The organism is Granulicella aggregans (genome assembly GCF_014203275.1).
Classification (GTDB): Bacteria; Acidobacteriota; Terriglobia; order Terriglobales; family Acidobacteriaceae; genus Edaphobacter.
Map to the genome: position 1 here is coordinate 1 of NZ_JACHIP010000045.1, position 11,357 is coordinate 11,357.

General features: G+C 55.3%; 11 protein-coding genes. 3 read left to right on the forward strand and 8 right to left on the reverse strand.

Features of this window, described 5'->3' with window-relative positions; all coding sequences use genetic code 11:
* Nucleotides 1-606: 606 nt before the first annotated feature.
* The gene (locus HDF16_RS29225) at nucleotides 607-1,020 is read right to left on the reverse strand and encodes a hypothetical protein (protein WP_184224361.1); all 414 of its coding nucleotides are present in this window, start codon (nucleotides 1,018-1,020) and stop codon (nucleotides 607-609) included.
* Between the two features lie 562 nt (nucleotides 1,021-1,582).
* On the opposite strand from HDF16_RS29225, the gene HDF16_RS29230 reads away from it, so the two are divergent.
* Nucleotides 1,583-2,083, forward strand: coding sequence for a hypothetical protein (locus HDF16_RS29230; RefSeq protein WP_184224363.1), 501 nt, complete (start codon nucleotides 1,583-1,585; stop codon nucleotides 2,081-2,083).
* 150 nt (nucleotides 2,084-2,233) lie between these two features.
* On the opposite strand, the gene HDF16_RS29235 is transcribed toward HDF16_RS29230, so the two are convergent.
* From HDF16_RS29235 to HDF16_RS29245, 3 genes are all read right to left on the reverse strand, one after another.
* Nucleotides 2,234-2,611, reverse strand: coding sequence for a hypothetical protein (locus HDF16_RS29235; RefSeq protein WP_184224365.1), 378 nt, complete (start codon nucleotides 2,609-2,611; stop codon nucleotides 2,234-2,236).
* Between the two features lie 197 nt (nucleotides 2,612-2,808).
* Entirely contained in the window at nucleotides 2,809-3,231 is a 423-nt protein-coding gene (locus HDF16_RS29240) for an SMI1/KNR4 family protein (protein WP_221313396.1), read from the reverse strand.
* Between the two features lie 167 nt (nucleotides 3,232-3,398).
* On the reverse strand, nucleotides 3,399-3,974 hold the full coding sequence (locus HDF16_RS29245; protein WP_184224369.1) for a HEAT repeat domain-containing protein: 576 nt from the start codon (nucleotides 3,972-3,974) through the stop codon (nucleotides 3,399-3,401).
* A 1,905-nt stretch (nucleotides 3,975-5,879) separates the two neighbouring features.
* Here HDF16_RS29245 and HDF16_RS29250 point away from each other — a divergent pair.
* Both HDF16_RS29250 and HDF16_RS29255 read left to right on the forward strand, forming a co-directional pair.
* Nucleotides 5,880-6,551 carry a recombinase family protein gene (locus HDF16_RS29250; protein WP_184224371.1) on the forward strand — a complete coding sequence of 224 codons (672 nt, stop codon included), beginning with the start codon at nucleotides 5,880-5,882 and terminating at the stop codon, nucleotides 6,549-6,551.
* 702 nt (nucleotides 6,552-7,253) lie between these two features.
* Entirely contained in the window at nucleotides 7,254-7,523 is a 270-nt protein-coding gene (locus HDF16_RS29255) for a hypothetical protein (protein WP_184224373.1), read from the forward strand.
* A gap of 677 nt (nucleotides 7,524-8,200) precedes the next feature.
* Here the strand turns inward: HDF16_RS29255 and HDF16_RS29260 are convergent.
* From HDF16_RS29260 to HDF16_RS29275, 4 genes are all read right to left on the reverse strand, one after another.
* Nucleotides 8,201-8,518 carry a helix-turn-helix domain-containing protein gene (locus HDF16_RS29260; RefSeq protein WP_184224375.1) on the reverse strand — a complete coding sequence of 106 codons (318 nt, stop codon included), beginning with the start codon at nucleotides 8,516-8,518 and terminating at the stop codon, nucleotides 8,201-8,203.
* Complete coding sequence (locus HDF16_RS29265; RefSeq protein WP_221313400.1) at nucleotides 8,508-8,921, reverse strand: type II toxin-antitoxin system RelE/ParE family toxin; 414 nt, start codon at nucleotides 8,919-8,921, stop codon at nucleotides 8,508-8,510. Before HDF16_RS29265 ends, HDF16_RS29260 begins: the two co-directional genes overlap by 11 nt.
* Before the next feature lie 134 nt (nucleotides 8,922-9,055).
* The gene (locus HDF16_RS29270) at nucleotides 9,056-10,255 is read right to left on the reverse strand and encodes a hypothetical protein (RefSeq protein ID WP_184224377.1); all 1,200 of its coding nucleotides are present in this window, start codon (nucleotides 10,253-10,255) and stop codon (nucleotides 9,056-9,058) included.
* A 73-nt stretch (nucleotides 10,256-10,328) separates the two neighbouring features.
* Nucleotides 10,329-11,036, reverse strand: coding sequence for a recombinase family protein (locus HDF16_RS29275; protein WP_348641465.1), 708 nt, complete (start codon nucleotides 11,034-11,036; stop codon nucleotides 10,329-10,331).
* Between the last annotated feature and the right edge of the window lie 321 nt (nucleotides 11,037-11,357).

Sequence of the window (11,357 nt, forward strand, 5' to 3'; positions counted from 1 at the left end):
GCTATGATCGCCGCCAAGTCTCATGAAGACAATACCTAAGCCAGTTCGCGTAGAACGGTGATTGCGGAAGTTTCGTGGCGATGTTGCCGCAAACACCGACTTTGCGGACGGTCTCACGACAGTCCTACCACGATAGACTCGCGAGATGGGCGAGAAGGTCTCTAAGGGAGCGGCAAACGCGATACGCTGCCGCTCTCAAGGAGCTATCTGATGGGATCAAGCCCGGCACGTCGCGGCACGAAGTAGAAGCGTACCTTCAGCTGCGACATCACTCATTCGGGCAGATGTGCTGTGTTCGCGTGCAGCGAAGCGCATATGCTGATCTCGTGGAAGTTGGTCAAGAGAAGCCACCCTGGTTCTGTAATCGGAACGCCGTCTATGTAGCCTTCGAATTCGAGACGACGGAGCCCCACGGGCTTAGAGCGGACGCTCGCGATTCAGATAGGCTTGCGGGTGTGACGCTGTTTCCCAGACTGGAGCAGTGCCTCTGAAGTTCGCTGCTCATGACGGCGTTAGGCTACTTGCTCCAGCAAAACGGCATTATCGGAAGGTTCGTGTCGAAGTTTCCCATACCAACGACTTTTCGGGGAGAATCTTGGCGCATCCCTAGCCAATACTGGATCGTGTTTTCCTTCGCGGCGGATCAAATAGCCTTCCAATAGCGGAAAGAATGCCGAGCAACAAGCACAGGTCTGCCGACGCGATGCCTCCGGTGACGATCGGCGAAACCCATTTTGCCGTCCAGGGAACAAACAAGATCAAGGGGACATGAAGGATGATCAGACCCAGGACGGTGACCCAGAACCAAATACGCCTTTTGAGATCCCACTTCAGCCCAAGAGGAAAGAGGAAAATTGCAAGACTGCCCAAAATCGGTAGAGCCAGTTCAAGTCGGCTGACGTGATTCAACAGCGAAACGACGGGCAAACAAACGGCTGCCCATGCCAAAATGGCCCACCAAGGGAGGCGCACCTTTTTGGCTGCTTCTATGTCTTTCTTTAGATCATGGGCAAATCCCATCGAGTACATCCAAGCAGATGGAGATCAGAAGTGCAATGTCTTGGAAGGCATTCTCTAGCTAGAAGTGATTACGACTCTCAGAAAACGGCGTTTTCGGAAATCGCACCGGTGGGAGTTCGTTCATGCAAACCAGTTTCTTTGCTTCGCTTGTGCGTAGCAAACCGGTCCAGCCACCAAAGCTGCGATAGTCGCCACCGGGATACCGATAAAAGCCCCGCCCATCCCTCCCTGGCCGTCATGGGGGGCCTAGTGCAGGTCTCGAAATAGCATGGGAACGAAGATCACCACAAATGAGACTACGAAGGCTACAAGCGCCACTAGAAGTGAGACGATTGCACGGATGAATGTCGTCATTTCAGTCATGCTACCGCAGGAAACCTCGACTGCTCCCGCGAAAACGGCGTTTGCGGCAAATTCGATCCGTTCGGACATTCTCGCGTGGGCGAGATTGTGGAATGCCTGACTCGGAGAGGCCATGACTTGTCGTCCAGAGCTTCTCTCGCACTTGTAGTATCGATTTCGCCTATTCTAGGTGCGAGGTCGAAGCATGAGTGAAGGTAGCTTGAACAACGAAGTTGAGGATTTGCTCTCGCGTTGCATCCATTTCAATGGAGCCATCGGGGGCAGATGTGAAGCTGGCATCAGCTATAAAGAACTCGTTGGGTCTGACAGTGAATTTTGGGCCAGAATCCCATGCCGCCCCCCGCTTTTCAAATTTGAGGGGGCTGCCATTAGGTTTCCTATCGTCCCTTGCGAGAAGAAAACCACCGTCTCCCGTGAAATAGCAGAGGAAAAGGCGCGTTTGGTCCGCCATCAATTGCAGCAACGCCTCAACATTTCCAAGATCGTTCGTGACCTTGCGAACGCGAAAGGTTTTGGCAGGCAGCCGGAAGGCCAGAGCGGATCGTCGGAACTACAGTGCCCCGTCTGTATTACCGGAACACTGCGTTACGCAGTAGACGGAGCAACGGGCAAACTTGCCGCATCCTGTACGACCGGCGATTGCGTGCGGTGGCAGGAGGAAGACAGATTTCCCGGAATCACGAGTTTAAACTTCAAATAAGAGCACGAAGGGCAGGCTCCGTGCGCCAACGACGGGCAACTTAACTTGGAACGTAGACGGAGGCACAAGCAAAACGGCGGTATCGGCTAACTTCGACCAACTTGCTGCGCTGAAGAGGCGATATTGCAGCAAACACCGACTTCCCGGACGCTAGTTCACGCAAAAGAAGTCCGTGGTCCGAAACGATCTAGGGTCTGCCCCCACCGCTCTTGCTTGATCAGGGTCGACCGGTCCGGTTTGCGCCTCGGTGGTTATCACCATCTCAGCGGATGGTGTGTCTTTGGCGAGTTCGGACATCAGTGAGATCACTTCTCCATACGAGACCCGGCGGTCCCCTTGAATCCATAGCAGCTTCCGGGTTCTCGGGCTTAGCACCCCGGCGACCTCATTTCGGAGAGAGTTCTCGTCTTTAAAGGCAACGCCATCGAGCAACAGCTTGCCACCGGGCAGATATTTGACCACGACATCCCAGCGATCATGAATCTCGTCTGGCGGATAGTTGCAGGGACGTGCGAGTCGAACCTTCATTCCCGTCGGGCTCGCTTTCGGCGGCGTACAAGCCACCGTAAGAAGTGGGACCGCTGCGATCAGCAAACCTGCTACGCGACAAGACGAGAGCGCCATCTCTATATAGACACCGCAGATCATTAGACCGTTCCCCGGAAACGGCGATCGCGGGAGGTTCGGGCCGAAGCTGCCGCAAACACCGACTTCCGAGCAAGTGGTTACCCCTCTACTCCAATCTGTCGTATGAACGCGGAGATGTCGGGTGCGATCTCCACACAACTGCTTGTGCCAGCAATCGGATCAAGCATGACGATACGCCAAGGAGCATCAGTCGTTATGGCGAAGCCGATCATCTCCAACCCGCCGTTAGTTCCGAAGAACACAAAACCGGGAAAGCTTGTCGCTACCGCGCTGTCAGAATGAAAAAGCTCGATGCATTCCGAAGTGGAGTAGAGTGCAAACCATAAAGGTTCTAAGGCCAGCGGTCCTTCGCCCCCGTTGCTGTAACGAAGCAGGTCAAGGTATTGCGTTGGAAGTGATACTCGGGAACTCGCAATCAGCAGCGACATTTGCTCTGAGTTTGCACCTGGCTTGGCGCTCCAGTGCCTCTCAGACTCTCTAAAGAGTTCTCGAATATCCACGTGCCACCTTCCCTAGAAGAGCGTAGCAAGCTTATATCTTTGTACAGCCACTCTGGAATGAACGTTGGTTCGCGGAAAACGGCGATTGCGGCAACTTCGACCTCCCGGACGGCCCTACGGATGACATTGCCGCAAACACGACTTTGCTGAAGCAACAAGAGAACTTGCTAGGTGCCTAACTGCAAATCCTTGAGCAAATATGTTGCTATTTCAACGATCTTTGGGTCCGCGTCTGACTTCATGAGCGTCAGTATCGGATTCGCAACTTCCTTCGGTTCTTTGCCAATTCCATAGAGTGCAGCCATCCGAGTTGGCTGCCACATCTTCCAGTCAAGTGCCCGCACCAACGGCTGCACTGCATCAGAACCCCCCACGTCGGCAATGAGCCTTACGGCGATTAGCTGAGCAAACGTGCTGTCGTAGTTGTCGGCAATCAAAGCAAGCGTGGGAATGGAAGTCTGGCCAAGAGCAAGCACTGCCTCTCGATCTTCGTTAGAGATAGGTATAAACGTCCAGCCGTGAACACCGTCTGACATGATGAAACTGCCTCTACACACCGTTTGGCTGACGACCGCTCTTACAAAGTCTTCTTTAGATAGACCAGGCCGGTTCGACGCCATGGAATCGCAGGACGGATCGGGAGTCCGTGTTGTGACAGGGTGGCTGGGATCGCTGCTCAATCCCTGCGCATTCCCCGGCCATCCTAAGCAAAAGACAAAACCAAGCGCCGCGTAACGCTGCATAAAACGCCTCCTGGCAACACATGATAATCCGAATGCGAACTAGCGCCCGGGAAACGGCATTTGCGGAGGTTTCGAGGGCTACTTGGTATGGGAGGGTTGCGATTGGGCTCCTCCCATCTTTGACCCATCACATGTCGAGTTTCGCCCTTCGGCCCCAGCAACAGAGGCGCGATCATGTGGGGGACTGACTGTATCTTCCCATGCGGTGCCGTCCTCGGAAAGCCGCGATGTTTGCAAGACGGCGATGTCGGCAAGTTCGACCGCTCGGACAGTCGGCAACGGCGAAACTGCCGGCAATACCGACTTCACGGGAGCTTGGTGGAAGTAGGATCGTCGGAGGTATCCTCTCCAAAGACTTCTGTGGCTGGTATAGACCGCAAACCTTTCGTTACGACCGGAATGCTCCTTGCGGGACTTCTATCACTCGGCTCGTCTCTCTACGGATGCATCATGATCTTGGGTCTGCCGGTCCCCTGAGACTTGGAAAGATGGCTTGTTGGAGCTTTCTTTGCTCAGCGGATTTCCGCTTTTCTTACTCTCGCTCAGGCCAGTTCGCCTGTGCGCATTCGGTTTGTGGCTCTAATTCATAGCGAATTGGATCTCGTGGTGCCTCGAGAGCGTGCCCCCCAAATTCTTCTGGCCGACAGACGTCTACGCGATCATGGTCCTAGCACCGGCACTTCTTGTCCAACTGTGCTTCCTTGTATGGCCACGCAACCGAGAACGAAGCCCTCGTCTTTGCGACATCCTCGCTTGAATGGAAGTGAGCTTACGACCGTTGGCAAAAGTGCGGAGATGTCGGCAAGTTCGACCGCTCGGACAGTCGGCAACGGCGAAACTTCCGCAAACACCGACTTTCGAAGAACTATGATCGCTTCTTGGAGCGAGACTAATGGAAATACCTGTAAACGCAAATCTTCCGAGCGATCTACCAATCAGCCGAGCGTCCTTCTTTGCCTGGGGATCAGAGATTAGCCGGGTGACTGGGAGTTCTACCGATGAAGTTCTCGAGTGGACGTTCCTCTGTAGCGTTCCAGGGGACTTCGGATTTTGGCAAACGGTCGTCGCTTTCAGAACACCAGTTGCACTCAGGAGGCTGTCTAGCTTATGGACAGCTTCAGAGCTATCTTGTGAGCGATTGAGCGACTACCTTCTCGTGTATCGGCCACGTACAGCGATTTCGTCCAAAGATCTACCTGCGTTCGTGGAGGATTGTCGGGGTCTCCTCCGCTACTTGCAGTCCGACGAATAGCCGAGGCTCCCCAGAAACGGGGATATCGGCAACTTCGGATCCGAATGGCCCAACCGACGACGTTTCCGCAACATCGACTTTGCGAGGGGCTATCGTTTAGCGACTCGATGAGAGTGGGCGATGACTGCCGTGAAATGATGGCGACCGATCTTGCGGGCAAACAGATTCACCGCGATTGATCATTGTCCGAGGTGCGGCAAGATGCAGGTATCAAAAATGATGCCAAGCCACAAGACTATAACGGCGGAGCGACCCACCCAGCCCCATATCGATATCACCCTGAACAGCTCGGGCGTATCAAGTTTGTTTTTCCTCACGTAGGTAGCCCAGATTCCACGGCCCCTCGGAATCAGAGGGGCATGTCCGGTGCTCTGATTCCACTTATCCACGGCCCTCTTCTGCATAAATCTTGATGTGATAAAGATACCCGCACACGCGACGAACAGGATGAGTTTCGAATTTATAGGGGCCAACACCATGACCTCGTCATTAGGTGTCTGTAGGTTAAATGCAGACTATGAACTTTCCCGACTACAGCGTGCCCCGTAACCGGCGTTAACGGTAACTTCGTCCCAAGCGTTTACGGAACACCCCTAAGGCCTTTATTCATTCCTTCTACGGACGTAGAAGGAACGTAACAGAGGGCCAAAACGATGGCGAAGACCAGGTTTGTGAGCTACCTGAGAGTCTCAACGGTACGGCAAGGCACAAGCGGCCTTGGACTCGAAGCGCAGCGCGCTGCCGTCACCGGATTTCTGAAGGGGGGAGACTGGACCCTGGTGCAGGAGATCCTGGAGGTCGAAAGCGGCAAGCGCAATGATCGGCCTGCCCTCGCTACCGCCCTCAAGCTCTGCCGCAAGCATCGCGCTACGCTGGTGATCGCCAAGCTGGATCGCCTCGCCCGCAACGTTGCCTTCATCTCGAACCTCATGGAGTCCGGCGTCGAGTTCGTGGCCGTCGATATGCCCCAGGCGAATCGGTTCGTGGTTCACATCCTGGCCGCCGTTGCAGAGCAGGAAGCCGAGGCCATCTCGAAGAGGACCGAAGCAGCCCTCGCCGCCGCAAAGGCGCGCGGAACGAAGCTTGGCGGCCGGCGCGTCTCGGCTGAGCGGTTTGCGGAGATCGGAGCTGCAGCGCGCCGGGAGCGCAGCAAGAAAGTGAGCCAGGTCCGTGCGGAGCTCCTTCCGACCATCAACACCATTCGAGCTACCGGCGCGAGCTCGCTCCGCGCAATCGCGACAGAACTCAACGCTCGCGAGATCCCAACGCCTCGAAGACTTGGGGAGTGGTCAGCGGTCCAGGTCCAAAGGGTGATGGAACGATAGAGAGCACCCAAAGTCCGGGTTTCCTAGAATGCCATTTTCCCGAGAGTAAGCTCGAATTGACGGAGTTTGTCGGAGTTCAACGGCACAAGTGTTCACCACTTTCTTTCTGCTCGCCTTCGGTGTGTTCTGGATCGGCTCCGGCATTTTTATGTGCATGAGACCGGATTCCGCCTTGCGCAGAACGCAAGCGCCTTGGACCGCGCTTCCGCAGTGGGGCATGCGAGCAGTTGGTGTTCTCGTCTTGGCGGGCGGCGGCTGGTTGCTGTATGCCGGTATCGCCCATATCCGATAATTTCTGTTATTGGCAAAACGTCGTCATATAGGAACGTGACGTTTTCCGCTCCTCGGACTGCTGGATGTACCCGACTGAAACGTCCGTTTCAGGAGTAACAAGGCGATATGACGGGATCGCCCAGCACGTCATGAGAGCATAGCTAGCATGCGCGAAGCTAGAAAACTCTCGTTGTGGGCGGCCCTGTTCTGCCTCACTTCGCTGGTCAGCGCCGTGCTCTTATGCTTTGGCTGCTCTTCGCACAAATACAGCCGACAAGGGCTAGCTCAGGATGGCGTTACGCACCTTCTGGCTGGCGGAACCTACGTGTCGCTCTTGTCGTTCATCGCGTCAGGTATTGCTTTCGTTGGCTTGCTAATCAGCAAGAAATGACGAGGCCATAGCCCTAACTCAGGTAGAGGCAAAACCCTATGGCAATCGAACGGATCAGGATTGATTACACCGTGTATTCGCCCAACTACAAGCCTGGAGAGGGTCTGTGTTTAGGCTTCGACACCTTTCAAAAGGCCAAAGCTCGTGCAAGAGGGCTCGGTGCAGGATCGCGGGTATACAGGAACTTCAACCAAAAGAATAAGAGGGGGCAGGTGCTGGGTGACTGGTGGACCGCCGACTGTTACTGGCTTTGGGATGGAGGCAAATTCAAGAGATTACCTGATAGTTCTCCGGTGGTGGTCGGCTGAGTTCATTACCCACGAAAACTCCGGTTGTCGTGGGTGATTCTAGGTCAGTGCAGGCTGCAATTTATGGACTTGCCTGTCCTCTAATCACAACGACGTTGCTCCTAAATCCGGCAGCTTTCCAATAGACCTTATAGTCGCGTGCCTCTGGGAAGTATTGACGCAACGGGAGAGCTTTTCCGAATTGGAAGGTAGTGCCTGGTCGAACTGTGTCGTATCCACCTGTAGGTTTGCCCCCCATCCATAGCTGTCCTCCAGGATCGGGCGCTTGCTTATCGTCAATGACCAGCACCCAGGAACCTGTGGCCGAATCCAGCGTCTTATCAGAGTCATTCATCAACCGAAACTTAAGCGTCTCTAAATGATCATCACCGTACCAGCCATGTTCAGCATTGAGAGTTGCGTGAAGACCACGGCTGTTGTCAGAGGAAGCTAGCTGTGCGCGCTTCTGAGACTGGCCCTGCTGCTCAACACAGCAGCAAAAAGCTAAAGCGAAGCCAGAGCACAATACGGTTGGCCGGTTTCCAAGTCGCATAGCTGATCCTTCTTAGGTGATCGTTTCCCTCGCTCAGTGTACTTCTCGCAGGTGCATCCTGAGAACTTGCTGCTCCTAACGCGCGTCCAAGGCGTGGCGCAACTCTGTACTCACTGAAACCACCGTTTCAGCGTTTTACTAAGAATCAGGCGACAACTTCCAAGCCCTTTTTGTCTACGAGGGAGAGCAGCTTTAGAGACGCTCCCTGGGGGTGCTTCTCCCCACGTTCCCACTTGCTGACCAGGCCAGGGGTGACGTTCAGATAGGCGGCAAAGACCGTCTGACTGGCTTTCTCACGAGTTCGCAGAGCGCGAATCTTCTTAGGCGTCATCTCCTGGATGGGCGTGAGACATAGCGCGTCGAACTTGCGCATTGTCTTTTGATCCATTCCGCCGACGCGGTGCAGATCGGCTGCCGTCTCGTGAATGGCAGCTAAGGCGTCACTCCGATGTTTACTTGGCATTGTCTTCTCCCGGCTCTTCCACGCTGAAGAGCGCTCCATCGTTCACTCGTTGTTCGATCTCAACATCCGTATAGCCAAGGATCACTTCCGCGAGCTCTCGAAACGCTTCCAGTTCCCGGCGGTCGATATTGGCTGCATCCTTCTTTTCAAACCCGTAAACGTACACAGCACGATTGTTCTTTTTGAAGAGAATGATCGACCGCGAACCTCCGGACTTCCCTTCCCCTGCCCGAGCGATACGCTGCTTGATCACCCCTCCACCAAGATCGGCGTCGACTAGACCATCATTCGCCCGCTGTGCTGCCTGCCAGAGATCGGCGTCGGTAATACGAGCTTTCCTGGCGAAGCGGACGAACGCCTTGCCTTTGTAGACCGACAGCGTTCTGGAGGGTGGCCGTCTCATACCCTAAAGTCTAGCACTTAGTGCCATAGATTACGGTACTCTGATTTCTTCAGCGGCGGCAGGCCGCCTTGTTACTCCTGAAACGGACGTTATCGCCACGTACGCGTCTTTCTCTTCCTCTTCGGTGCTTCGCTTTAGGGCTGGGTTGTTGAAGCGCAGGAAGACCTCAAAGGTTCTGGGGCAGTGGGTAACGCGGGATCGCAAAGCTCTCTCCGATGCATCCCGAGCAGCATGGTCTGCTGGGTTGGCGTCAATCCGCCAAAGTCCCGCGCTATTTCCGCGCGAATGGTTAATGCGTCCGCAGCGTTTAGCAAGTGGGTATGCATCATCAGAAAATAAGCGGTTTCATCGTGAACCAAGCCGGTCCGCTGCGGAAGGCTGGTGGCGATCTCCCCATATTCGCGATTGATCTCCGCAACGACTTCCGCGTGAGGCATCATTCTTCCGGGTACACCGTGGCTGTCGTACAGTTCAAAAGTTTCGTTTTGGAGGAAGGCTTTTGTTTGTTGCAGTGCGGACTGCAGCACGCCGGTCGGAACCCGTCCCGTATCGTCCCACGCAGCCTGGAGCAGATCAAGTTGCAACTGGAGGTTGCGTGATTGAGCGAGACCATGCAGCATCACATCACCGGTGGCGTCGCCGCTGCCGTCCTCCTTATCCATGAGAAGCCAGCGTACCTTTGCGCGGACCGCGTCGTCTCCCTGAAGGTACGAAAGCCGCGTAGCCGTTTTTTGGCGCGATTGCGTCTGGGTGACGAGGCGCGCCTCATCTTCAGCTTGCTTTGCCTGTAACTTACCGACCAGGTCCATGGTCAGTTTGGGGTCGGCAGGCGGGTTCTTTACTTGGTTTTCGAGTTGGCGGATCAAAGGCTCATTCTCTTTTTTCCACGCTTCGGAGGCGAAGGGCTCCGGCATCTTCTCGAGACGGGTGGAAAGTTGCGTTACTAGAACGCTTTCCTCATGCTCACCTCGCGGCAAAATGTCGATGCCGATGGCATTTGTGGTTTCGTTCCTATAGGTACAGCACGCCCCTGCCGCTTTCGCTGACACGCCTGTTCTCGACGGAACAAGGCGACTTGTTGTGACCGTTATTTCATAGTGGCCGGGCTGTTCGAATACGATACTCCGGTTCAACGCAACCGGAATACGAACCGGCTGTTGGCTAAGGTTCTCTGGTGACCCACCAGGCCGGTTCCCAACAGAGCGAAACCAACCCACCGTCGGCGTGATGTTCACGAGATCTTGTGGGGCGTTGAATCTATTGCCGTCCATGAGGACTGCGTATCCGTTCGACATGGCAGTGAACACCAGGTCGACTGTGATTGGGTCGCCCATCTTGAACTCAGTCTGCTGCTCGTGTGACTCTAGGCGGACCGTAGCGTTGGGCCGTCTGCTGGCGCAACAGGCGCTAATTCTTGTGCCAACCCCGGACGACATGAGAGTACCACCACGGAAACGGCAATAGACGAAGTGAGAAAGTGCATGAACGCCATGGGTTAGCACCGCCCTGTAGCAACGATGTGAGGATTGTAGCCTGTGTCTGACGACCGACCATTGCTAGAGATGTCTCAGCCGCGTATCTATCGTTCTGAACCTGCACTGCCGACCATTCCCCAGCTCTTCGGGGCGTAGGGATCTCGGGAGCATTGAGTTCTGCTGAGATCGCGCGGAGCGAGATCGCGCCGGATGCTTGTATGGCTGTGATCGTCGGAAGGAGCTCCGAGCGGACTTGGCTAACAATCTGGCTACGCACCTGGCGCGCTACGGCACCGATCTCTGCAAAGCGCTCAGCCGAGACACGACGGCCGCCGAGTTTAGTTCCCCGCGCTTTTGCGGCTGCGAGGGCTGCCTTGGTTCTCTTTGAAATGGCCTCAGCCTCCTGCTCAGCAACGGCGGCCAGGATGTGGACCACGAACCGATTCGCCTGGGGCATATCGACAGCCACGAACTCGACGCCAGATTCCATGAGGTTCGAGATAAAGGCGACATTGCGGGCGAGGCGGTCCAGCTTGGCAATCACCAAGGTAGCTTTGTGTTTGCGGCAGAGCTTAAGAGCGGCGGCGAGGGCGGGGCGGTCGTTGCGCTTTCCGCTTTCGACTTCGAGGACCTCTTCCACCAAAGTCCAATCGCCAATATTGAGGAATCCGGCGACGGCGGCGCGTTGCGCTTCGAGGCCAGGCCGCTAGTTCCCTGCCGCACCGTCGAGACCCTTAGGTAGCTCACAAACCTGCTTTTCACCATCGTTTTGGCCCTCTGTTACGTTTCTTCTACGTCCGTAGAAAGAACGAACAGAGGCCTCAGGCTCGTTCGCGGAAACGCTTGGAACGAAGTTTCCGCAAACCCCGGCGGTCTCAACCGGTCGATGCAACACTGGCATGGAGTTTACTAGCTGGAGTTTCAAAATCCAACGTCTTGCGTGGGCGTTGATTGAGGCGCA

Coding starts and splice junctions, on each gene's coding strand:
- HDF16_RS29260 (WP_184224375.1), bottom strand. CDS start 8,518: ATGCCAAGTAAACATCGGAGTGACGCCTTAGCTGCCATTCACGAGACG.
- HDF16_RS29245 (WP_184224369.1), bottom strand. CDS start 3,974: ATGCAGCGTTACGCGGCGCTTGGTTTTGTCTTTTGCTTAGGATGGCCG.
- HDF16_RS29235 (WP_184224365.1), bottom strand. CDS start 2,611: ATGAAGGTTCGACTCGCACGTCCCTGCAACTATCCGCCAGACGAGATT.
- HDF16_RS29250 (WP_184224371.1), top strand. CDS start 5,880: ATGGCGAAGACCAGGTTTGTGAGCTACCTGAGAGTCTCAACGGTACGG.
- HDF16_RS29225 (WP_184224361.1), bottom strand. CDS start 1,020: ATGGGATTTGCCCATGATCTAAAGAAAGACATAGAAGCAGCCAAAAAG.
- HDF16_RS29255 (WP_184224373.1), top strand. CDS start 7,254: ATGGCAATCGAACGGATCAGGATTGATTACACCGTGTATTCGCCCAAC.
- HDF16_RS29265 (WP_221313400.1), bottom strand. CDS start 8,921: ATGAGACGGCCACCCTCCAGAACGCTGTCGGTCTACAAAGGCAAGGCG.
- HDF16_RS29270 (WP_184224377.1), bottom strand. CDS start 10,255: ATGGGCGACCCAATCACAGTCGACCTGGTGTTCACTGCCATGTCGAAC.